This window comes from Kitasatospora sp. NPDC054939, assembly GCF_053610105.1.
Map to the genome: position 1 here is coordinate 1 of NZ_JBSGXP010000144.1, position 21854 is coordinate 21854.

At 72.1% G+C, this 21854-nt stretch carries 19 protein-coding genes; 8 read left to right on the forward strand and 11 right to left on the reverse strand.

Annotated elements, in window-relative coordinates:
- Window positions 1-48: 48 nt before the first annotated feature.
- From ACWGB8_RS30735 to ACWGB8_RS30770, 8 genes are all read right to left on the reverse strand, one after another.
- Window positions 49-1326: a thymidine phosphorylase gene (locus ACWGB8_RS30735; protein WP_452216882.1), complete on the reverse strand. Its 1278-nt coding sequence runs from the start codon at window positions 1324-1326 to the stop codon at window positions 49-51.
- 110 nt (window positions 1327-1436) lie between these two features.
- Window positions 1437-1832 (reverse strand): cytidine deaminase, encoded by a 396-nt coding sequence (locus ACWGB8_RS30740; protein WP_452216883.1) that lies wholly within the window; start codon window positions 1830-1832, stop codon window positions 1437-1439.
- The gene (locus tag ACWGB8_RS30745) at window positions 1829-3094 is read right to left on the reverse strand and encodes an ABC transporter permease (RefSeq protein ID WP_452216884.1); all 1266 of its coding nucleotides are present in this window, start codon (window positions 3092-3094) and stop codon (window positions 1829-1831) included. The genes ACWGB8_RS30740 and ACWGB8_RS30745 overlap by 4 nt, the downstream gene beginning before the upstream one ends.
- On the reverse strand, window positions 3091-4245 hold the full coding sequence (locus tag ACWGB8_RS30750) for an ABC transporter permease (RefSeq protein ID WP_452216885.1): 1155 nt from the start codon (window positions 4243-4245) through the stop codon (window positions 3091-3093). The genes ACWGB8_RS30745 and ACWGB8_RS30750 overlap by 4 nt, the downstream gene beginning before the upstream one ends.
- Window positions 4246-4249: 4 nt before the next feature.
- On the reverse strand, window positions 4250-6103 hold the full coding sequence (locus tag ACWGB8_RS30755) for an ABC transporter ATP-binding protein (RefSeq protein ID WP_452216886.1): 1854 nt from the start codon (window positions 6101-6103) through the stop codon (window positions 4250-4252).
- A gap of 89 nt (window positions 6104-6192) precedes the next feature.
- Complete coding sequence (locus ACWGB8_RS30760; RefSeq protein WP_452216887.1) at window positions 6193-7251, reverse strand: BMP family lipoprotein; 1059 nt, start codon at window positions 7249-7251, stop codon at window positions 6193-6195.
- Window positions 7252-7533: 282 nt separating this feature from the next.
- Window positions 7534-8787 carry an amidohydrolase gene (locus ACWGB8_RS30765; protein WP_452216888.1) on the reverse strand — a complete coding sequence of 418 codons (1254 nt, stop codon included), beginning with the start codon at window positions 8785-8787 and terminating at the stop codon, window positions 7534-7536.
- 208 nt (window positions 8788-8995) lie between these two features.
- Window positions 8996-10585, reverse strand: coding sequence for an acyl-CoA mutase large subunit family protein (locus tag ACWGB8_RS30770; protein ID WP_452216889.1), 1590 nt, complete (start codon window positions 10583-10585; stop codon window positions 8996-8998).
- A 202-nt stretch (window positions 10586-10787) separates the two neighbouring features.
- On the opposite strand from ACWGB8_RS30770, the gene ACWGB8_RS30775 reads away from it, so the two are divergent.
- The 3 genes from ACWGB8_RS30775 to ACWGB8_RS30785 all read left to right on the forward strand — a co-directional run bounded on the left by ACWGB8_RS30775 (window position 10788) and on the right by ACWGB8_RS30785 (window position 14006).
- Window positions 10788-11528, forward strand: a complete 741-nt coding sequence (locus ACWGB8_RS30775) for an SDR family oxidoreductase (RefSeq protein WP_452216890.1) — start codon at window positions 10788-10790, stop codon at window positions 11526-11528.
- 57 nt (window positions 11529-11585) lie between these two features.
- Window positions 11586-13205, forward strand: a complete 1620-nt coding sequence (locus ACWGB8_RS30780) for an alpha/beta hydrolase (protein WP_452216891.1) — start codon at window positions 11586-11588, stop codon at window positions 13203-13205.
- Between the two features lie 255 nt (window positions 13206-13460).
- On the forward strand, window positions 13461-14006 hold the full coding sequence (locus ACWGB8_RS30785) for a 2-oxo-4-hydroxy-4-carboxy-5-ureidoimidazoline decarboxylase (RefSeq protein ID WP_452216899.1): 546 nt from the start codon (window positions 13461-13463) through the stop codon (window positions 14004-14006).
- A 16-nt stretch (window positions 14007-14022) separates the two neighbouring features.
- On the opposite strand, the gene ACWGB8_RS30790 is transcribed toward ACWGB8_RS30785, so the two are convergent.
- On the reverse strand, window positions 14023-14781 hold the full coding sequence (locus ACWGB8_RS30790) for a hypothetical protein (protein ID WP_452216892.1): 759 nt from the start codon (window positions 14779-14781) through the stop codon (window positions 14023-14025).
- 266 nt (window positions 14782-15047) lie between these two features.
- Between ACWGB8_RS30790 and sdhC the strand changes: the two genes are divergently transcribed.
- From sdhC to ACWGB8_RS30810, 4 genes are read left to right on the forward strand one after another with little or no spacing between them, the layout of a single operon-like run.
- The gene (gene sdhC / locus ACWGB8_RS30795) at window positions 15048-15428 is read left to right on the forward strand and encodes a succinate dehydrogenase, cytochrome b556 subunit (protein ID WP_037779669.1); all 381 of its coding nucleotides are present in this window, start codon (window positions 15048-15050) and stop codon (window positions 15426-15428) included.
- 8 nt (window positions 15429-15436) lie between these two features.
- Entirely contained in the window at window positions 15437-15928 is a 492-nt protein-coding gene (locus tag ACWGB8_RS30800; RefSeq protein WP_452216893.1) for a succinate dehydrogenase hydrophobic membrane anchor subunit, read from the forward strand.
- A gap of 54 nt (window positions 15929-15982) precedes the next feature.
- Window positions 15983-17725: a succinate dehydrogenase flavoprotein subunit gene (gene sdhA, locus ACWGB8_RS30805; protein ID WP_452216894.1), complete on the forward strand. Its 1743-nt coding sequence runs from the start codon at window positions 15983-15985 to the stop codon at window positions 17723-17725.
- Window positions 17725-18498, forward strand: a complete 774-nt coding sequence (locus tag ACWGB8_RS30810) for a succinate dehydrogenase iron-sulfur subunit (RefSeq protein ID WP_452216895.1) — start codon at window positions 17725-17727, stop codon at window positions 18496-18498. The genes sdhA and ACWGB8_RS30810 overlap by 1 nt, the downstream gene beginning before the upstream one ends.
- A gap of 100 nt (window positions 18499-18598) precedes the next feature.
- Here ACWGB8_RS30810 and ACWGB8_RS30815 read toward each other — a convergent pair whose 3' ends face one another.
- Both ACWGB8_RS30815 and ACWGB8_RS30820 read right to left on the reverse strand, forming a co-directional pair.
- Window positions 18599-20272: a hypothetical protein gene (locus ACWGB8_RS30815; protein WP_452216896.1), complete on the reverse strand. Its 1674-nt coding sequence runs from the start codon at window positions 20270-20272 to the stop codon at window positions 18599-18601.
- Between the two features lie 92 nt (window positions 20273-20364).
- Window positions 20365-20616 (reverse strand): SCO4848 family membrane protein, encoded by a 252-nt coding sequence (locus tag ACWGB8_RS30820; protein ID WP_452216897.1) that lies wholly within the window; start codon window positions 20614-20616, stop codon window positions 20365-20367.
- A gap of 106 nt (window positions 20617-20722) precedes the next feature.
- Here ACWGB8_RS30820 and ACWGB8_RS30825 point away from each other — a divergent pair.
- Window positions 20723-21854: D-alanyl-D-alanine carboxypeptidase family protein (locus tag ACWGB8_RS30825; protein WP_452216898.1), on the forward strand; the 1132-nt coding region annotated here is incomplete at its 3' end.

Here is a 21854-nt window from a genome sequence, read left to right on the forward strand (position 1 = left end):
GCGCACGTTCGCCTGATCCGGCGTACGTGCGCAGGACGCGGACCGCCGCTACGCGATGCGGTCGAGGACGATCGGGTTCGGGGTGAACGCGGTGCCGGCCGGGGCGACGGTGATGCCGCCGGCGAGCGCCTCGACGGCGTAGTCGTAACGCTCCGGGGTGTCGGTGTGCAGGGTCAGCAGCGGCTGGCCGGCCACCACCGTGTCGCCGGGCTTGGCGTGCATCTCGACACCGGCGCCGGCCTGCACCGGGTCCTCCTTGCGGGCGCGGCCGGCGCCCAGGCGCCAGGCGCAGACGCCGACGGCGTAGGCGTCCAGCTCGGTGAGCACACCGGAGGCGGGCGCGTTGATGACGTGCTGCTCGCGGGCGACCGGCAGCGGGGCGTCGACGTCGCCGCCCTGGGCGCTGATCATGCGGCGCCAGTGGTCCATCGCGGAGCCGTCGCGCAGCGCGTCGGCCGGGTCCTTGCCGTGGACGCCGGCGGCGGCGAGCATCTCGCGGGCCAGCGCGAGGGTGAGCTCGACGACGTCGGCGGGGCCGCCGCCGGCCAGCACCTCGACGGACTCGCGGACCTCCAGCGCGTTGCCGGCGGTGAGGCCGAGCGGGGTGGACATGTCGGTGAGCAGGGCGACGGTGTTGACGCCGGCGCTGGTGCCGAGGCCGACCATGGTGCGGGCCAGCTCGCGGGCCTGGTCGAGGTTCTTCATGAAGGCGCCGGAGCCGACCTTGACGTCCAGGACGAGGGCGCCGGTGCCCTCGGCGATCTTCTTGGACATGATCGAGGAGGCGATCAGCGGGATGGCCTCGACGGTGCCGGTGACGTCGCGCAGGGCGTACAGCTTCTTGTCGGCGGGGGCCAGGCCGTCGCCGGCGGCGCAGATGACCGCGCCGGCACCGCGCAGCACGTCCATCATCTCGTCGTTGCTGAGCAGGGCGCGCCAGCCGGGGATGGACTCCAGCTTGTCGAGGGTGCCGCCGGTGTGGCCGAGGCCGCGGCCGGAGAGCTGCGGGACGGCGGCGCCGCAGGCGGCGACGAGCGGGGCGAGCGGGAGGGTGATCTTGTCGCCGACGCCGCCGGTGGAGTGCTTGTCGCTGGTGGGCAGCGGCAGGGCGGAGAAGTCCATCCGGACGCCGGAGCGGATCATCGCGTCCGTCCAGCGGCTGATCTCGCGCGGGTTCATGCCGTTCAGCAGGATGGCCATCGCCAGGGCGGACATCTGCTCGTCGGCGACCTCGCCACGGGTGTAGGCGTCGATCACCCAGTCGATCTGAGCGTCGCTCAGCTCTCCGCGGTCGCGCTTGGTCCTGATGACGGAGATGGCGTCCATGGGTTCTCCAAGGGGGGTTGAAAAGCGAAGAGTGTCGCGGATTGGCCGGTGATCGACCCGCCCGCGACACTCTACGCGCGTAACTGAAACAGAAGCCAGAGCCGCTCCGACTACAGGCGCTCCGGCCCGAACGCGTCCGGCAGGACCTCGCTCATCGGCCGCACGCCGGACGGCAGCTCGACCAGCAGCTGCGGCCCGCCGTGCTCGTACAGCAGCTGGCGGCAGCGGCCGCACGGCATCAGCAGCTGCCCGTCGCCGTCCACACAGGTGAAGGCGACCAGCCGGCCGCCGCCGCCGGCGTACAGCGCCGAGACCAGCCCGCACTCGGCGCAGAGGCCGATGCCGTACGAGGCGTTCTCCACGTTGCAGCCGGTGACGATGCGGCCGTCGTCCACCAGGGCCGCCGCCCCGACCGGGAAGCTGCTGTACGGCGCGTACGCGTGGGTCATCGCCTCGCGGGCGGCCGTGCGCAGCTGCTCCCAGTCGATCGCGGGCGCGGGCGTCACTTGCCCTGGCCCTTGCGGTAGATCTGGCCGTCCGCCTTCGGCGGGCGCAGCCGCTGCGAGGCGAGGGCGAGCACCACGAGGGTGATCACGTACGGGGTGGCCACGATCAGCGGGCGCTGGATCTCCTCGGTGGTGGCGTACCAGGTCGCCAGGCCGCCGGCCACCACGAAGGTGATGATCGCGGACCGGAACTGGCGGCGGTACAGGTTCCAGATCGCCAGCAGGGCCATCGCGATGGCGACCGTCAGGACCAGCACGTGCACCGACTCCGGGTCGCGCAGCTGGAGGCTGTCGGTGAAGCCGAACAGGCCGGCGCCGATGGCGAGGCCGCCGGGCATCCAGTTGCCGAAGATCATCGCGGCGAGGCCGATGAAGCCGCGGCCGAGGGTCTGGCCGTCCTTGTAGAAGTGCGCGGCGACCAGCGAGAGGTACGCGCCGCCGAGGCCCGCGAAGGCGCCGGAGGCGATGACCGCCAGGTACTTGTACTTGTAGACGTTGACGCCCAGCGACTCGGCGGCGGTGGGGTTCTCACCGCAGGAGCGCAGCCGCAGGCCGAAGACCGTGCGCCAGAGGGCGAAGTAGCTGACCACGATCAGCGCGCCGGCCAGCAGCACGACCACCGAGATGTTGGTGACCAGGCCGCCGAGCACGCCGGCGACGTCGGAGACCAGGAACCAGTGCTCGTTCTCGATGTCCTTCAGGAAGGTCGAGAGCCCGGGGATGGTCATGTACGGCAGCGGGTCGGCCGGGGGCGACTGGTTCGCGCCGGCGCCGACGTCGATGTAGTCCCGGTAGTAGATCCGGTTGACGTACGCGCAGATGCCGGGGATCAGCAGGTTGACGCCGACACCGGAGACGATGTGGTCGACGCCGAAGGTCACCGTGACGACCGCGTGCAGCAGACCGCCGAGGGCGCCGCCGAGCATGCCGGCCACCAGGCCGAACCAGGGGTTGACCAGGTAGCCGCCCCAGGCACCGCAGAAGGTGCCGGCGACCATCATGCCTTCGAGGCCGATGTTGACCACGCCGGCCCGCTCGGACCAGAGGCCGCCGAGGCCGGCCATGCCGATCGGCACGGCGGCGCTGAGCGCGGCGGTGACCTGGCCGGAGGAGGTGAGCGAGTGGTTGCCGGTGGCCAGGCCAACGGCGGAGAAGAGGACCAGGGCGCCCGCGATCAGCAGCAGCACCACCGGCCAGGACATCTTGCGCTTCTTCGCGGGAGCGCCCGGCGTCTTCGCGCGAGCGGCGGTGGCCGTACTCATGCGGACACCTCCTTCTTCGAGTTGGCCGCGGCCTGGGCGGCGAGCTCGGCGCCGACCTTCTGCTGCTGGCGCTTGAGGCCGTAGCGGCGCACCAGCTCGTACGCGACGACGACGCAGATGACGATGGTGCCCTGCATGACCGGGACGATCTCCTGCGGGAAGCCGCCCTGGTTGGGCAGCTGGGCGCCGGTGGTGTCCAGGAAGGAGAAGAGCAGGGCCGAGAAGGCCATGCCGATCGGGCTGTTGCGGCCGAGCAGGGCGACCGAGATGCCGAGGAAGCCGAGGCCGGGCTGGAAGCTCTGGCCGAAGTAGTACGAGTTCTGCAGCAGCTCGGGCAGGCCGATCAGGCCGGCCAGCGCGCCGGAGACCACCATCGAGATGATCACCATGCGCTTGACGTTGACGCCCGACGCGGTGGCGGCGGACTCCGAGCGGCCGGTGGCGCGCAGGTCGAAGCCGAAGCGGGTGCGGGTCAGGGTGAACTGGAACAGCACGCCGACCAGGATCGCGACGAAGATGAAGCCGTAGAGCGGGCCGCCGTTGGTCTCGATGGCGAAGAAGTGGCTGGACTCCGAGACCGGCTCGGTCTGGATCGAGTTGGTCGCGGCGCCCTTCTCCGGGGCGAAGATGCCGGGGACGAGCAGCAGGCCGACGATGGCGATCGCGATGGCGTTCAGCATGATGGTCGAGATGACCTCGCTGACGCCGCGGTAGACCTTCAGCAGACCGGCGATGCTGGCGTACAGACCGCCGACCAGCATGGCGGTGATCAGCAGCAGCGGGATCTGGATGAACGACGGCAGGTCGAGCTGGGCGCCGACGAAGGCCGCGAACAGCGCCGCGACCTTGTACTGGCCCTCGACGCCGATGTTGAAGAGGTTCATCCGGAAGCCGAAGGCGGCTGCGGCTGCGGCGAGGTAGTAGGTGGTGGCCCGGTTGAGGATCAGCACCTGGCCGTCCGCCGTGGTGCCGAACGTGATCATCACGTCCCAGGCGTCGAACGGGTTCTTGCCCGAGGTCGCCAGCAGCACCGAGCAGATCGTCACGGAGAGCAGGACGGCGAGCACCGGCGCGGCCAGCGCCAGCACGATCCGCTCCGCGGAGAACCGCTGGCCGAGGCTGCGCTTGGCTGCGGGGTTGGGACTGGTCATGTGGTTACTCCCCCGCCTTCGGGTCGGCGGTGTCGGTGGGGGCGGTGGTCCCCGGCTCGGCGTCTCCCGGCCCGGTGTCCGCAGCGGCGGCGTCTCCCGGCTCGGCGTCCGCGGCGGCGGGGTGGTCGGCCTCGGCCGCGGTGCCCTCGGCGGCGAGGGCGTGCGCCTCGGCGAGTGCCTCCGGCTCGGACTCGATGTGGCCCGCCGCGGCACCGGTCATCGCGGTGCCCAGGTCCTCGGCGGTCACGGTGGCCGGGTCGGCGTCGGCGACCAGGCGGCCCCGGTAGATGACCCGGATGGTGTCGGAGAGGCCGATGAGCTCGTCCAGGTCGGCCGAGATCAGCAGCACGGCCAGGCCCTGGCGCTGGGCGACGCGGATGTGCTCCCAGATCTGGGCCTGCGCGCCGACGTCCACACCGCGGGTGGGGTGGGACGCGATCAGCAGCTTGGGCGCGTGGCTCATCTCGCGGCCGATGATCAGCTTCTGCTGGTTGCCGCCGGAGAGCGAGGCGGCGGTGACCTCGATGCCGGGGGTGCGGACGTCGAACGCCTCGACGATCCGCTGGGTGTCCCTGCGCGCGGCGGCGGGGTCGAGCAGCACGCCCTTGGAGTTGGGGGTCTCGGTGACGTGGCCGAGGATCCGGTTCTCCCAGAGCGGGGCCTCCAGCAGCAGGCCGTGCCGGTGGCGGTCCTCGGGGATGTAGCCGATGCCGGCCTCGCGGCGGGCGCGGGTCTGCGTGCCGGAGAGGTCGGCGCCGCCCAGCGCGACGCTGCCGCCGTCCAGCGGGAGCATGCCCATGATGGCCTCGACGAGCTCGGCCTGGCCGTTGCCCTCGACGCCGGCGATGCCGAGGATCTCACCCTTGTGGATCTTCAGCGAGATGTCGTCGAGCACGACGCGCTCGATGCCCTCGGCGTCGGTCTTGGCGATCCGCAGGCCCTCGACGCGCAGCATCTCGTCGGTGGTGACGGTGGACTCGCGGCTCTCCGGGGAGGGCAGCTCGGCGCCGACCATCAGCTCGGCGAGCTGGCGGGCGGTCACGCTCTTCGGGTCGGCGTCGCCGACCGTGGTGCCGCGGCGGATGACGCTGATGGCGTCGGCGACCGACAGCACCTCGTGCAGCTTGTGCGAGATGAAGATGACGGTGACGCCCTCGGCCTTGAGCTCGCGGAGGTTGTCGAAGAGCGCGTCGACCTCCTGCGGCACCAGGACGGCGGTGGGCTCGTCCAGGATGAGGATCTTGGCGCCGCGGTACAGCACCTTGAGGATCTCCACGCGCTGGCGGTCGGCCACGCCGAGGTCCTCGACCAGCGCGTCCGGGCGCACGCCCAGGCCGTACTGGTCGGAGATCTCCTTGATCTTCGCCCTGGCCTTGGCTCCTATCCCGTGCAGGCTCTCGCCGCCGAGGACGACGTTCTCCCACACGGTGAGGTTGTCGGCGAGCATGAAGTGCTGGTGCACCATGCCGATGCCGCGCGCGATGGCGTCGCCGGGGGTGTTGAACTCGCACTGCTCACCGTTGATCGCGATGGTGCCCTCGTCCGGCTTCTGCATGCCGTAGAGGATCTTCATCAGCGTCGACTTGCCGGCGCCGTTCTCACCCATCAGGGCGTGCACGGTGCCGGTGCGGACGGTGAGGTTGATGTCGTGGTTGGCCACGACGCCGGGGAAGCGCTTGGTGATGCCGCGCAGTTCGACGGCCGGTGTCGCCGTCCCCGCGCTGGGGGTACCGCCCTTGTTCAGGGCGGGGTCGGATGCGGTGATGGCGATCTCCTGGTGGTCTGGAGGCGCGTCGTTGCGCTGGAGGGCCAAGAACGTGCGGTGGGGGTACGGGACGGGGCCCGGAAGGGTACGCATTGAGCGCACCCTTCCGGGCCCCTCCCTGATGCTGCGTCAATCATCGCGCTGCCCGGCAGACGGCAGCGGTAGCGACGTTCGGTACGGCCTTACGGGGCGACCGGGATCTGGGTCTTGTTCTCCTTGATCGCGTTCGCGGCCTCGGTGAGCTTGCCCTGGATGTCGTCGATCTTGCCGCCGGTGGTGGCGAGCTTCAGACCGTCGGTCTTGAGGTCGAAGGACTTGGTGCCGGTGATCGGCGAGCCGTCCTTGATCGACTTGATGTAGCTGAACACGGCGTTGTCGACGTTCTTCACCATCGAGGTGAGGATGACGTTCTTGTACTTCGACAGCGCCGGCTGGGCGGCCTGGTCGGAGTCGACACCGATGGCCAGCGAGCCCGGCTTGTTGGAGACGGCCTCGATGGCACCGTTGCCGGAGGAGCCGGCGGCGGTGTAGATGACGTCGGCGCCCTTGTCGAGCTGGCCCTGCGCGGCCTCCTTGCCCTTGTCGGGCGAGTTGAAGCCGGAGAAGTCCGGGGGCGTGGTCAGGTAGGTGGTCTCGACCGCGATGTTCGGGTCGACGGACTTCACACCCGCCTTGTAGCCGGCCTCGAACTTCTTGATGAGCTCGGACTGCACACCGCCGATGAAGCCGACGTGCTTGGTCTTGCTCTTCAGGGCGGCGGCGACACCGGCCAGGTAGGAGCCCTCCTGCTCGGCGAAGAGCAGCGAGGTGACGTTGGCCGGCTGGGTCTGCGAGGCCGAGTCGATGATCGCGAACTTGACGTTCGGGTTGTCCTTGGCGACCTTCTCGACCGCCTGCTGGTACACGAAGCCGACCGCGATGATCGGGTTGTAGCCGGAGGAGACCAGGTTCTTGAGGCGGGTCTCCTTGTCGGCCTCGGCCTCACCGGTCTTGGCGTCGGCCTCGGTGATGCCGACGCCGAGCTCGGCCTTGGCCTTGTCGAGGCCACGGGCGGCGGAGTCGTTGAACGACTGGTCGCCACGGCCGCCGATGTCGTAGGCCATGCCGACCTTGATGCCACCGTTGGAGGCACTGGATCCGGCACTGGTGTTGTCGGTGCTCTTTGCGCCGCAAGCGGCGAGCGAGGCCATGCCCAGGGAACCCGAGAGCACAACCGCGGCGAGCTTAGTTGAACGGCGCAAGGGAGTATCTCCTTCTCACACGCACCCGTTTAGCGTGGTCGGACGCCACCGTAACGCGCGTAGAACACGGTTGTGTTACGGGCCGCCGGAGCATTCGGGTTGTTATCAAACCGTGGTCTCCCGGCCTGCCCGACACTCCGGCCCGCACACACGGACGATGACTCGAACTGGTGCCGCCCAGTTTACGTATACGGAGATAAAGGATGAATGACGACAATCCCGGTGAAAACGGACGTGCCGGATCGGAGGGTCCGTAGCGGACGCCGCCCGGCCGGACCGGGCCTACGCGTCGGAGGGCCGCAGCGCCAGCGCCGCGAACAGCTCCACGCCGATCGCGATGGCCCGCTCGTCCACGTCGAAGCGGCCCTGGTGGAGGTCCCGCACCGAGGTGTCGCCGGGCACCCGGACGCCGAGCCGGGCCAGTGCCCCCGGGGCGTGCTCCAGGTACCAGGAGAAGTCCTCGCCGCCCAGGCTCTGCTCGGTGTCCTCCACGACCGTGCGGCCGTCCTGCCCGAAGCGGGCCGCCATCGCGGCGTCCAGCAGGGCCACCGAGACGGCCTCGTTCACCACCGGCGGCACCCCGCGGTGGTAGTCGATCGTCCACTTCGCCCGGTAGGTCTCGGCCAGCTTCGCGGTCAGCTCGTGCAGCAGGTCCGGCGCCTCGCGCCAGCCCTCCAGCTCCAGGCAGCGGACGGTGCCCTCCAGCTCGGCGTGCTGCGGGATGACGTTCGGCGCGGAGCCGGAGGCGATCCGGCCCCAGACCAGGCTGACCCCCCAGCGCGGGTCCATCCGGCGGGCCAGCGCGCCGGGCAGGTCGGCGGCCAGCCGGGCGACCGCGGTGACCAGGTCGGTGGTCAGGTGCGGACGGGCGGTGTGCCCGCCCGGGCCGTCCAGGTGCAGCACCAGGCGGTCGCAGGCCGAGGTGATCGCCCCGGTCCGCAGCGCGATCCGGCCGACCTCCACCTTGGGGTCGCAGTGCACCGCGAAGATCCGCTCGACGCCGTCCATCCCGCCGGCCTTGATCACGTCCAGCGCGCCGCCCGGCATCAGCTCCTCGGCCGGCTGGAAGAACAGCCGCACCGGCCGGCGCAGCTCACCGCTGCGGGCGGCGTCGGCGAGCACCAGCGCGGTGCCCAGCACCACCGAGGTGTGCACGTCGTGGCCGCAGGCGTGGGCCCGGCCGGGGACGGACGAGCGGTAGGGGACGTCCGTCTTGGCGTCGTCGATCGGCAGCGCGTCGATGTCGGCGCGGAAGGCCAGCACCCCCGTGCCGGGCCGGGTGCCTGGCGGGACGATGTCCACGATCAGCCCGGTGCCGCCGGGCAGCACCCGCGGGGTGAGCCCGGCCGCCTCCAGGCGCTCGCGCAGCAGGCCGGTGGTGCGGAACTCCTGGCGGCCCAGCTCCGGGTGCCGGTGCAGATCGCGCCGGACGGCGATCAGCTCGGCCTCGTACCCGCGCACCCGGGCGCGCAGGTCGGCGGCGGTGCGGGCAGCGGTCAGGGTGGCGGCCGGCCGGTCGCGATGAGGACGGTTCATCTCATCAAGAGTAGGCCCGTGCGGGGGATTTGGCCTGACTTCGCGAAAAGTAGTCCCCGGATGGGTGCATACCGGCCGCGCAGGTGGGTATGACATCTCGTTTCAGCCGCCTTCCCCGGGTCGCCTGCCCTGTGCAACGATCACCGGCCGCCCCGGTCACGGGTGCGCCGGCCGCCGCCGCGGAGCCTGCACCGCCGCCCGGGACGGACTAGAAGCGCTCCACCGGCGTGTACGTGCCCCACACCCCGCGCAGCGCGTCGCAGACCTCGCCGACGGTCGCCCGGGCGGCCAGCGCCTCCTTCATCGGGTACAGCACGTTGTCCCGGCCCTCGGCCGCCCGGCACAGCGCGGCCAGCGCCCGGTCCACCGCGGCGGAGTCCCGCCCGGCCCGCAGCCGGGCCAGCCGCTCGGCCTGCTGAGCCTCGATCGCCGGGTCCACCCGCAGCGGCTCGTACGGCTCCTCGGCCGCCAGCTGGAAGCGGTTGACCCCGACGACCGTCCGCTCGCCGGAGTCGGTCTCCTGCTGGATCCGGTACGCGGTGCGCTCGATCTCGCCCTTCTGGTAGCCCTGCTCGATCGCGGCGACCGCGCCGCCGAGGTCCTCGACCCTGGCCATCAGCGCGGTCGCGGCGGCCTCCACCTCGTCGGTCATCGCCTCGACGACGTACGAGCCGGCGAAGGGGTCGACGGTGGCGGTCACGTCCGTCTCGTACGCGAGGACCTGCTGGGTGCGCAGGGCCAGCCGGGCGGACTTCTCGGTGGGCAGCGCGATGGCCTCGTCGAAGCTGTTGGTGTGCAGCGACTGGGTGCCGCCGAGGACCGCGGCCAGCGCCTGGACGGAGACCCGGACCAGGTTGACCTCCGGCTGCTGGGCGGTGAGCTGCACCCCGGCGGTCTGGGTGTGGAAGCGCAGCATCTGCGACTTCGGGTTGCGCGCGCCGAACTCCCCGCGCATCACCCGGGCCCAGATCCGGCGGGCGGCGCGGAACTTGGCGACCTCCTCCAGCAGGGTGGTGCGGGCGACGAAGAAGAAGGAGAGCCGGGGCGCGAAGTCGTCCACGTCCATGCCCGCCGCGACGGCGGTGCGCACGTACTCGATGCCGTTGGCGAGGGTGAAGGCGATCTCCTGCGCGGGGTTCGCCCCGGCCTCGGCCATGTGGTAGCCGGAGATCGAGATGGTGTTCCACCGGGGGATCTCGGCCCGGCAGTACTGGAACACGTCCGCGATCAGCCGCAGCGAGGGCTTCGGCGGGAAGATGTACGTGCCGCGGGCGATGTACTCCTTCAGCACGTCGTTCTGGATGGTGCCGGTGAGCCGGGCGGACGGGACGCCCTGGGCCTCGCCGACCAGCTGGTAGAGGAGCAGCAGCAGGCCGCCGGGCGCGTTGATGGTCATCGAGGTGGAGACCTCGCCCAGCGGGATGCCGCCGAACAGCACGCCCATGTCCTCGACGCTGTCGATCGCCACGCCGACCTTGCCGACCTCGCCGGCCGCGAGCCGCGCGTCCGAGTCGTAGCCCATCTGGGTGGGCAGGTCGAAGGCGACCGAGAGGCCGGTGGTGCCGTTGGCGATCAGCTGCTGGTAGCGGGCGTTGGACTCGGCGGCGGTGCCGAAGCCGGCGTACTGGCGCATGGTCCAGGGGCGGCCGGTGTACATCGACGGGTAGACGCCCCGGGTGTACGGGTACTCCCCCGGGCTCCCGAGCCGCTCCCGGGGATCCCAGCCGGCCAGGGACTCCGGCCCGTACAGGGGGTCGATCGGGAAGCCCGATTCGGTGCGGCGGGGCTCGGCTGCCATCGGCGTACTCCGCGGGTGAGGGGGGAGGGGGCGGCGGTGACCCACCGTACTGACAAGGTCGCCGCCGATCCCGGAACGTAGGGCGCGCCGCTCCAGGCCGGCTGGTGCCGCGGTCGGGAGCCTGCGCCCGGCGGCCACCCGGTCCATTGAGATGATCGGACCACCGACCGAAGTGTTTCCCCAGGACCGGCAGGGAGTGGCAATGAGCGACACGAAGGTGGCAGTGGTCACCGGGGCCAGCAGCGGCATCGGCGCGGCGACCGCGCGGCGGCTCGCGGCCGAGGGCTTCGACGTGGTGCTGACCGCCCGGCGCACCGAGCGCGTCGAGGAGCTGGCCAAGGAGATCGGCGGGCGCGCGTACACCCTGGACGTCACCGACCGGGCCGCCGTGGACGCGTTCGCCGCCGGGCTCGGCCGGGTGGACGTCCTGGTCAACAACGCCGGCGGGGCGATCGGCGCGGAGTCCGTCGAGCACGGCGACCCGGCCGACTGGCTGGCCATGTACCAGGTGAACGTGCTCGGCGTGCTGCACGTGACCCAGGCGCTGCTGCCCGCGCTGCGGGCGAGCGGCGACGGCACCGTGCTGGTGATGTCCTCGACGGCCGCGCTGGCCGCGTACGAGGGCGGCGGCGGCTACGTGGCCGCCAAGCACGCCGCGCACACCATCGCGGCGACCCTGCGGCTGGAGCTGTGCGGCGAGCCGATCCGGGTGATCGAGATCGCGCCGGGCATGGTGAAGTCCGAGGGCTTCGCCGTCACCCGCTTCCGGGGCGACGAGGAGAAGGCGGCGGCCGTGTACGCGGGCGTGGCCGAGCCGCTGACCTCCGAGGACGTCGCCGACACGGTCGCCTGGGCGGTCACCCGGCCCCCGCACGTCAACGTCGACCTGCTCGTGGTGCGCCCGCGCGCCCAGGCCGCCAACCACAAGGTGCACCGGGCCTGAGGCGGCGGCGGGGCGGCCCGGCGACGGCGTGTCACCGATCGGTGGTACATACGTGCGATGAGATCATTCCGGGCCGCCCGCCCGCGCCTGCTGCTGACCGCCCTCGCCACCGGCACCCTGCTGCTCGGCACCGCCTGCGAGGACGGCGCCCGGTCCGACCGGAGCGCGGGCGCCACCGCCCCGGGCACCGCCGCCTCCGGCGCCGACCGGGCCACCGGGGCCGGGAACCCGGCGCTCAAGGCGTTCCACGGCCAGCAGATAGCCTGGGCCGCCTGCCCGGCCGACCGCGCGGCCGAGGAGGCCGGGGTGGACCTCTCCACCACCCGGTGCGGCACGCTGCGGGTCCCGCTCGACTACACCCGGCCGGACGGCGACACCCTCGACATCGCACTGATGAAGCTCCCGGCGAGCCTGCCCGACCGCCGGATCGGCTCGCTGGCGATCAACCCGGGCGGCCCCGGCGGCTCCGGGATCGACATGCTCAAGTCCTGGGCCGGGAACTTCGGCGCCCTGCACGAGCGCTTCGACGTGATCGGCTTCGACCCGCGCGGCACCGGCGCCAGCTCCCCCGTCGACTGCCTGGACGACCGGGAGACCGACGCCCTCGAACAGCAGGACAGCCCGCTCGACCCGGCGGCCCGCAAGGCGCAGTCCGAGCAGCAGTCCGCCGCGACGGCCGCCGGCTGCCAGGCGAAGTCCGGCCGGCTGCTGCCCTTCGTCGGCACCCGCAACACCGCCCGCGACCTGGACGTGCTGCGCGCCGCCGTCGGCGACCGCAAGCTCAACTACCTCGGCGTCTCCTACGGCACCTACCTCGGCACCCTGTACGCCGAGGAGTTCCCGCAGAACGTCGGCCGGATGGTCCTGGACGGCGCGGTAAACCCGGGCGAGGAGCGGCTCGACAAGGTCGTCAACCAGCAGATCGGCTTCGAGAAGTCCTTCAACCGCTTCGCCGCCGACTGCGTGCGCAACCACCCGCAGGACTGCCCGCTCGGCAGCGACCCCGGCGCCGCCGCCAAGAAGGCCGCCGACTTCCTGGACGGCCTGCGCAACGCCCCGCTGAAGGCCTCGGACGGCCGCCGGCTCGGCAGCGACCTGGCCTGGACCGGCGTGATCTCCGCCCTGTACGGCGACGAGAGCAGCTGGGAGTGGCTGCGCAAGGGCCTCGGCCACGCCATGCTCGGCAACCCCCGGCTCCTGATGTACCTCGCCGACAGCTACAACGGCCGCGACGAGAAGGGGCACTACGACCCCAGCCAGGAGGCCTTCCTCGCGATCCGCTGCGCCGACACCGCCGCCCCCGCCCCCACCGCCGAGGAGGCCCGGGCCGCCGTGGACCGGCTGCTGGCCGAGGCCCCGCTGCTCTCCAAGGGCGTCGCCCCCGACGACTTCAGCCGCGCCCAGTGCGCCGACTGGCCGTACAAGACCCCGGAGAAGCCGCACACCGTCCGGGCCGAGGGCGCCGACCCGATCCTCGTGGTCGGCACCACCGGCGACCCGGCGACCCCGTACGCGGCGGCCGAGGCGCTGGCCAAGGGCTTCGCCCGGGCGAACCTGCTGACCCTGGAGGGCGAGGGCCACGGCGCCTTCGGCAAGGGCAACGCCTGCATCGACGCGGCGCTGAAGGCCTACTTCACCGAGGGCGCGCTGCCGGCCGCGGGGGCGCGCTGCTCCTGACCGGCGGGCGGTGATCCGCGCAGTGTGCCGGGGAGGGCGCTGACACACCAGTGTCAACGTCACAACTTGATAGCTCGATCAGGTGAATTCCGCGTGCGCCCTCCCCAACTGATGACGGCTCAACTACCGTTGAGCCGCCACCGGGCGGACATCCCGCCAACACTTCGCGGCCCATACTTCAGCTGCTCCACCAGTCCAGCTGCTCCACCGCCCCCCCTTCCACCGGCACCTTCCCGCCCTCACGAGGAGGACCCGCTGGCCAGCGACTTCCCGTCACAGCGGCTCGACCCGCGATTCGAGCCGACCCTCCTCGGACTGCACCGCTTCAACGAGGCCGACGCCGGAGCCGCCGAGGAGGCCCTGCTCGCCTGCTGCGGCAGCCGCCGCTGGGCCCTGCGCCTCACCGCCCACCGCCCCTACCCCGACATAGAGTCCCTGCTCGCCGCCGCCACCGAGGCCTCGTACGACCTGCGGCCGGCCGACCTCGCCGAGGCGCTCGCGGACGAGAGCTGGATGCCGCAGCCGCTGCTCGGCATGCGCGCACCCGGCAGCCAGGCCGCGCACACCGCGCTCCGGGCGGCCCACGCCGCGTACGAGGCCCGGTTCGGCCACGTCTTCGTGGTCTGCCTGGACGGCGTGGCCCCCGAGGAGATGCTCGACACCGTGCTCACCTCGATCCGCACCCGGCTGGCCAACGACCCGGACGAGGAGCGGCTGGTCGCGGCGGACGAGCTCCGCCGGATCTCGCTCACCCGGCTGGAACACCTGGTCGCCACCCCCACCGAGGCCGGGGCGCGCTAGCCCCGGCCCGGCCCGCTCAGCGGCCCGCCTGCGCGGCGCGGAGCCCGGCCGCCTGCTGTCCGACGATCCGCTCGTCGGGCACGGCGGCCGGCTCCGCGCCGACGCCGACCGTGCTGAAGACCGCCACCACCGGGCCCACCCGGACGAGGACGACACGCTGGGCGAGCACCACCGATCCGGATTCATTCGTCAGGGTGAATCCGAGCGCGGCGTCGGCTCCCCCGGGGGTGGGCGTGTCGTGCTGCACCACGTGGTGCCGTGCCCGCACCCCGCGCCGGGCCGCGGCCCCCTTCTCCGGTGGCCCGGGGGCGGTCGAGGTGAAGCTCCCGCACCGGCCGAGCAGTCGCTCCAGCTCCTCCCGCAGCCGCTCCGCCCGCCCCTCCCGGTAGGCGAGCAGTCCGCCGTAGACGCTCCCCCGCGGGTCGGCCGCCCGCGCCACGCTCAGCTCGGTCTCCGCGTACGGCCGGTCACCGCCGACCGCCGGACGGGCACCAGGGGTGACCGCATCCAGCAGCGGCTGGCAATCGGGCAGGTCGGAGACCTCGCGGCCGCCGCCCGCCGTCTCGCCGTGGCCCGGCTTCAGCACCGTCACCGTGTAGCCGGGACCGAGGCCGCCGTCGGTGACCGCCGCCGCCCTCAGCTCGGCGGCGGTCAGCTCCCGGCCGCCCGCCGCGGCCCGGTCGGCGGAGGGCGCGACCGTGGTGCAGCCCGCCGCCAGCAGCAGGGCGCAGCCGAGCGCGAGGGCGGGGAGCGGGGCGGGGGCGCGGAGCGGCACGGGGGCCTCGGCAGGGTGTCGGCGGCGGCGGCCGGAGGGGAGGGGCGGCCACCGTAGCGCAACCTTCCGGTCACGGAGCGTCGCCCCCGCGCCCGCGGTTCCCGGATCGCTAGGCCACTCGTGCCTGATTGATCACACCTGGGGGCCCCGGCGGCGCTTCCCGACACGGCGTCGATAGGATGCTGGCGGCCGGTGGACCGTACCCGGCCGGGCTGACCGACACCGAAGCCGGCCGAGCCCCCAATCCGCTTCCGGAGGGTTTTTCCGTGCCGGCTGGAACGCTGTACCGCGGCCGGGAAGGCATGTGGAGCTGGGTGGCTCATCGAGTCACCGGCGTCCTCATCTTCTTCTTCCTGTTCGCCCATGTCCTGGACACCGCACTGGTGCGCGTGTCCCCCGAGGCGTACGACACCGTCATCCAGACGTACAAGACGCCGCTCGTGAACCTGATGGAGTACGGCCTCGTGGCCGCCATCCTGTTCCACGCCCTGAACGGCCTGCGGGTCGTGGCGGTCGACTTCTGGTCCAAGGGCCCGAAGTACCAGAAGCAGATGCTCTGGACCGTCGTCGGGGTCTGGGTCGTGCTGATGGCCGGCGCCTTCTACCCGATCCTCCAGCACACGCTGACCTCCTGGTTCGGGAAGTGATCTGAGACATGTCCACGGAAACCTCCGAGACCCTGGTGGTCCCCTCCGCCCAGGCCCACACGGGCAAGGGACTGGGCACCGGAAACCCGGCCGACGCGTTCGTGATCGAGCCGGCCCGCCAGCGGTCCACGAAGACCCCGCGCCGCACCCGCACCAACTTCGAGATGCTGGCCTGGCTGTTCATGCGCCTGTCCGGCATCGTCCTCGTGGTGCTGATCCTCGGCCACCTGCTGATCATGCTGGTGCTCGACGGCGGTGTCTCCCGGATCGGCTTCGCCTTCGTGGCCGGCCGCTGGGCCTCCCCGTTCTGGCAGGGCTGGGACCTCCTGATGCTCTGGCTCGCCATGCTCCACGGCGCCAACGGCATGCGTACCGTCATCAACGACTACGCCGAGAAGGACTCCACCCGTCTCTGGCTCAAGGGGCTCATGGGTGCCGCCACGGTCTTCACCGTGCTGCTCGGCACCCTGGTGATCTTCACCTTCGACCCCAACATCTGAGCCGCGAGACTCTCATCGGACACCGGCAGAGGCCAGAGGCGAGTTAGAACCCCCATGCAGATTCACCAGTACGACACCGTCATCGTCGGCGCGGGCGGCGCCGGCATGCGCGCGGCCATCGAGTCGACCCAGCGCAGCCGTACCGCCGTGCTGACCAAGCTCTACCCCACCCGGTCCCACACCGGCGCGGCCCAGGGCGGCATGTGCGCCGCCCTCGCCAACGTCGAGGAGGACAACTGGGAGTGGCACACCTTCGACACGGTCAAGGGTGGTGACTACCTGGTCGACCAGGACGCCGCCGAGATCATGTGCAAGGAGGCCATCGACGCCGTCCTCGACCTGGAGAAGATGGGTCTGCCCTTCTCCCGCACCGAGCAGGGCCGCATCGACCAGCGCCGCTTCGGCGGCCACTCCCGCAACCACGGCGAGGCCCCGGTCCGCCGGTCCTGCTACGCGGCCGACCGCACCGGCCACATGATCCTCCAGACGCTGTTCCAGAACTGCGTCAAGCACGGCGTCGAGTTCTTCAACGAGTTCTACGTCCTCGACCTGCTGATCAACGAGGGCAAGACCGCGGGCGTCGTCGCGTACGAGCTGGCCACCGGCGAGATCCACGTCTTCCAGGCCAAGTCGGTCGTGTTCGCCTCCGGCGGCACCGGCAAGTTCTTCAAGGTCTCCTCCAACGCCCACACCCTCACCGGTGACGGCCAGGCCCTGGTGTACCGCCGCGGCCTGCCGCTGGAGGACATGGAGTTCTTCCAGTTCCACCCGACGGGCATCTGGCGCATGGGCATCCTCCTCACCGAGGGCGCCCGCGGCGAGGGCGGCATCCTGCGCAACAAGCACGGCGAGCGCTTCATGGAGAAGTACGCGCCGGTCATGAAGGACCTCGCGTCCCGTGACGTCTGCTCCCGCGCGATCTACACCGAGATCCGCGAAGGCCGCGGCTGCGGTCCGGACGGCGACCACGTCTACCTGGACCTCACCCACCTGCCGCCGGAGCAGCTGGACGCGAAGCTCCCGGACATCACCGAGTTCGCGCGCACCTACCTCGGCATCGAGCCCTACACGGACCCGATCCCGATCCAGCCCACCGCGCACTACGCCATGGGCGGCATCCCGACCAACGTCGAGGGCGAGGTGCTGCGCAACAACACCGACGTGGTCCCCGGCCTGTACGCGGCCGGCGAGGTCGCCTGCGTCTCGGTGCACGGCGCCAACCGCCTCGGCACCAACTCGCTGCTGGACATCAACGTGTTCGGCAAGCGCGCGGGCATCGCCGCGGCCGACTACGCGCAGACGGTGGACTACACCGAGCTGCCCGAGAACCCGGCCGAGAAGGTGCAGGCGCTGGTCGACGGCCTGCGCGAGTCCACCGGCAGCGAGTCCGTGGCGCAGATCCGCAAGGAGCTGCAGGAGACCATGGACGCCAACGCCATGGTCTACCGCACCGGCGCCACCCTGAAGCAGGCCGTCGAGGACATCGCCGCCCTGCGCGAGCGCTACAAGAGCGTCTCCATCCAGGACAAGGGCTTCCGCTACAACACGGACCTGCTGGAGGCCGTCGAGCTGGGCAACCTGCTCGACCTGGCCGAGGTGCTGGCCGTCTCCGCGCTGGCCCGTGAGGAGTCCCGCGGCGGCCACTACCGCGAGGACTTCCCGACCCGCGACGACGTGAAGTTCATGCAGCACACCATGGCGTACCAGGAGGTTGCCGAGGACGGCACCACCTCCATCCGCCTCGACTACAAGCCGGTCGTCACGACCCGCTACCAGCCGATGGAGCGTAAGTACTGATGAGCACTCCGACCATGGAGAAGCACTCGGCCGCTCTGGACGCGGCCGAGGCCGGCGCCACCCAGCTGATCACCGTCACCTTCCGGATCCGCCGGTTCAACCCGGAGGAGCACCCGGACCCGGTGTGGGTCGACTACCAGCTGGAGATGGATCCCAAGGAGCGCGTCCTCGACGCCCTCAACAAGATCAAGTGGGAGCTGGACGGCACCCTGACGTACCGCCGCTCCTGTGCCCACGGCATCTGCGGCTCCGACGCCATGCGGATCAACGGCCGCAACCGGCTGGCGTGCAAGACCCTGATCAAGGACGTCAACCCGGAGAAGCCGATCACGATCGAGGCCATCAAGGGCCTCACGGTCCTCAAGGACCTGGTCGTGGACATGGACCCGTTCTTCCAGGCGTACAAGGACGTCATGCCGTTCCTCATCACCAAGGGGAACGACCCGACCCGCGAGCGCCTGCAGTCCGCCGAGGACCGCGAGCGCTTCGACGACACCACGAAGTGCATCCTGTGCGCCGCGTGCACGTCGTCCTGCCCGGTCTTCTGGAACGACGGCCAGTACTTCGGCCCGGCCGCGATCGTCAACGCGCACCGCTTCATCTTCGACTCGCGCGACGAGGGCGGCGAGCAGCGCCTGGAGATCCTGAACGACCGTGAGGGCGTCTGGCGCTGCCGGACCACCTTCAACTGCTCCGAGGCCTGCCCGCGCGGCATCGAGGTCACCAAGGCGATCCAGGAAGTGAAGCGCGCGCTGATCACCCGCCGCTTCTGATCCACCGGATCGACCGCACGACGACGGAGGGCCCGTCCGATCACCACTGATCGGGCGGGCCCTCCGCCGTGCGCTCCTGCTGTCGGCTGCGGCCGTCGGCTCAGCCCAGCTGCCCGCGGTCCTTCGGCGCGGACCAGCCGGTGAAGGTCACCAGGTGCCGGTCGGCCGTGACCGCCCAGAGGTCGGGCGCGCCGTCGCCGTCCGCGTCGCCGGAGCTGCCCAGCACCGGGTACGCCGCGGGGGTGAGGCCGTTCGCCACCACGGTGCCGGCGGCCGGGTCGGCCAGTGCGGAGAAGTCGAGCAGGCCGTTCTCCTGCTTCGGCACGGGGTACGCGCGCAGCACGCCGGTGGCCCGCTCGCGGGACCAGAGGGTCAGGTTGCCCGCCGCGTCGGGGCCGGGGGCGACCAGCTCGTAGCCGCTCCAGTCGCCGGTGGTGGCGATCGCCTGGGCGGCGTAGTAGCTGGTGAAACTCGGGTGGTAGGCCCAGAGCCGGCCCTGCTCGACGGAGACCAGCACCGGCCAGCTCGGCTCGGCCGGATCGGCGGAGGCGCTGCCGAGCGCCACCAGCTGCTCGGCGGAGGCCCAGTCGGCCGTGTAGCCGCTCGGGCAGTCACCCCATTCGCCGGCCGCGTCGACGCAGTCCGAGGCGGCCGGCTTCCAGACCAGCTGCGGGAGCTCGGAGCTGAAGTCGCCCCCCGTGTGGTTGAGGTGGCCGTAGAGGATGCGCGGGTTGGCCGTGCTCTGCACCAGCAGGTCGGCGCCCGGACCGTGCGCCGGCGCCCAGCCGCGGTACAGGACCTTGGCGTGCTGCCAGCCCGCCCGCAGCGGCGAGAGCGACGCATGGACCACCGCGGACGGCGTGGTGCCCTCGCCCGCCGCGCTGATGATCGCGAGGTTGCCCGCGGCGTCGGGCAGCAGGATGTCGGGCACCCCGTCGGCGTCGACGTCGCTCGGGACGATCGGCTTGGGCCGCGGGTCCCAGGGCGCGTAGAAGGTGTGGGTGAAGGGCTGCCCCACGTTGCCGGCCTGGTCCATGGCCTGGACGGTGAGCATGTTGATGCCCCAGTCGTGGGGCTTCAGCTGCAGGACGGCGCTGCCGTCGGCGGCGGCCTTCGCGGTGTTGCCCGGGGTGGCGCAGTCCCAGCCGACGCCGAGGGTGCCGTTCAGCACGTACCGGAAGCAGGCGACCCCGGAGGCGGCGCCGCCGGCCGGGGCGGCGTCCAGGCCGGTGACGGTGAAGGCGCCGGTCTCGCCCGCGTACTTGACGGGGGTGGCGCCGGAGCCGGAGGCGGGGAAGTCGGTGGAGGCGACGCTGACGGCCGGCCGCGTGGTGTCCACCCGGACGTGGCACTTCGGGGTGGGGGCGCCCTGGCCCGGGTCGCGCTCCGGCCAGGCGCGCCAGGCGTACGTGCGGCCGTCCGCCAGGGCGGGGACGGTGAGCCGGGCGGTGCCGTCGGCGCCGGTGTCCACCGTGGTGTCGATCACCTTGTCGCCCTCGGGGGCGGCGGTCTCGTCCCAGACGGCGAACCGGGCGCGCGGGGAGGCCGCGGTGACGGTCAGTCCGGGCGTGGCGGTGCCGATCCAGCCGGGGGCGGTGGTGTCGTCGCAGGCGTCGGTCCGCACGCCGGTGCCGGCGAAGCCGGGGGTCGGGACGGCCCTGGGGTCGCCGACGCCGGCCGGGGCGGCCTGGGCGCCGGGGGCGGCCAGCAGGCCGAGGGCGAGCGCGGCGACGAGGCTGCCGCCGACGCGTCGCCGGGAGGTGTTCGTGGTCAAGTCCCCACCTGGTTCGTGATGCGAGCATGTGAACGAGCGGTGGGGATCATGCCAGTGCCCGAACGGGCCGGGCAACGGATATCGGGCGGCCCCTACTCGGCGGTACGGCGGCCCGAGCGCAGGCCGCGGACGCCGAGCGCGCCGACGGCGAGGCCGAGCACCAGCGAGGTGATCGCGAGCAGCAGGTGGACCCAGAAGAAGGCGGTGGGCTGCCCGTGGTCGCCGTCGACGAACGCCTGGCCGCCGGAGTCCTTCCAGAGGTTCTTGGCGAAGGTCGTCCAGATCACGATCGACCAGACCCCGAAGGCGGTGAGGAACCAGGAGGCACGGCGGCTGAGCTTCATGCCCCCAGTATGCGCGGGGGCCGTTCGGAGCAGCCTCGGCCCCCTCCTGCGGAGGACGGGCCCGGAACGACGGACGGCCGCCCGCCCGAATGGGTACGGTCTGCTGGTGCCCACACGCCGTCAGTACGCATGCCGCACGCCCGCACGCCCGTTCGCGGCGCTCGCCGCCCTCACCGTGCTCGCGCTGGGCGCCCCGGGGCCGGCGGTCGCGGCGCCGCCGGAGCCGCTCCCGCCGGCCGCGGTGGGCGGGGAGCGGCTCGGGCGGCCGGGCGTGCAGGTCCAGCCGCTGGCCGGGGCGCCCGCGCTGCCGGCCGACCTCACCGGGCTGTCGTGGATCGTCGCCGACGCGGAGTCCGGGGAGGTGCTCGCCGCCAACAACCCGCACCGGCGGCTGGCCCCGGCGAGCACGCTGAAGATCCTCTTCGCGGAGGCCCTGCTGCCGAAGTTCGACCGCAACCTGGTGCACCGGGTGGCGCCGCACGAGATCCAGGGCATCGGCGCGGGCAGCAGCCTGGTCGGGATCAAGGAGGACCTCGACTACCGGGTGGAGGACCTCTGGCGCGGGGTCTTCCTCAGCTCCGGCAACGACGCGGTGCACGTGCTGGCCCACATGAACGGCGGCATCGCGCCGACCGTCGCCGAGATGCAGGAACGCGCCCGGGCGCTGCACGCCCTCGACACCACCGTGGTCTCCCCGGACGGCTACGACATGGAGGGGCAGGTCTCCTCGGCCTACGACCTGTCGCTGTTCGCCCGGGCCGGTCTGCGCAACCCGGACTTCCGGGTGTACTGCGCGACCCGCGACGCGTACTTCCCGGGGGCGTACGACAAGAAGACCGGCCAGCGCGGAAGTTTCGGCGTCGCCAACACCAACCGGCTGCTCGGCCGGTACCCGGGCCTGATCGGGGTGAAGAACGGTTTCACCACCAACGCCGGCTCCACCCTGGTCGGCGCCGCCGAACGGGACGGCCGCACCCTGGTGGTGACGGTCATGCACCCGGCCTCGTACCAGAAGGTGTACGACGAGACGGCCGCGCTGCTGGACTGGGGCTTCGCCGCCGCCGGGAAGGTCGCACCGGTGGGCCGGCTGGTGGACGAGGGCCCGGCGGCCGCGGAGCCGGCGCCGACCGGGCAGGCGGGCGGCACCGCCGGCCAGCCCGCGCCGCCGCCCGCCCGGACCGCCCCGCCCGCCGCGGCGCCGCAGGACGGCGGCCCGGCCGGGTTCGGCGCGGCCGGCC

Coding starts and splice junctions, on each gene's coding strand:
- ACWGB8_RS30735 (WP_452216882.1), bottom strand. CDS start 1,326: ATGGACGCCATCTCCGTCATCAGGACCAAGCGCGACCGCGGAGAGCTG.
- ACWGB8_RS30745 (WP_452216884.1), bottom strand. CDS start 3,094: ATGAGTACGGCCACCGCCGCTCGCGCGAAGACGCCGGGCGCTCCCGCG.
- ACWGB8_RS30750 (WP_452216885.1), bottom strand. CDS start 4,245: ATGACCAGTCCCAACCCCGCAGCCAAGCGCAGCCTCGGCCAGCGGTTC.
- ACWGB8_RS30755 (WP_452216886.1), bottom strand. CDS start 6,103: ATGCGTACCCTTCCGGGCCCCGTCCCGTACCCCCACCGCACGTTCTTG.
- ACWGB8_RS30765 (WP_452216888.1), bottom strand. CDS start 8,787: ATGAACCGTCCTCATCGCGACCGGCCGGCCGCCACCCTGACCGCTGCC.
- ACWGB8_RS30770 (WP_452216889.1), bottom strand. CDS start 10,585: ATGGCAGCCGAGCCCCGCCGCACCGAATCGGGCTTCCCGATCGACCCC.
- ACWGB8_RS30775 (WP_452216890.1), top strand. CDS start 10,788: ATGAGCGACACGAAGGTGGCAGTGGTCACCGGGGCCAGCAGCGGCATC.
- ACWGB8_RS30780 (WP_452216891.1), top strand. CDS start 11,586: ATGAGATCATTCCGGGCCGCCCGCCCGCGCCTGCTGCTGACCGCCCTC.
- ACWGB8_RS30800 (WP_452216893.1), top strand. CDS start 15,437: ATGTCCACGGAAACCTCCGAGACCCTGGTGGTCCCCTCCGCCCAGGCC.
- sdhA (WP_452216894.1), top strand. CDS start 15,983: ATGCAGATTCACCAGTACGACACCGTCATCGTCGGCGCGGGCGGCGCC.
- ACWGB8_RS30810 (WP_452216895.1), top strand. CDS start 17,725: ATGAGCACTCCGACCATGGAGAAGCACTCGGCCGCTCTGGACGCGGCC.
- ACWGB8_RS30820 (WP_452216897.1), bottom strand. CDS start 20,616: ATGAAGCTCAGCCGCCGTGCCTCCTGGTTCCTCACCGCCTTCGGGGTC.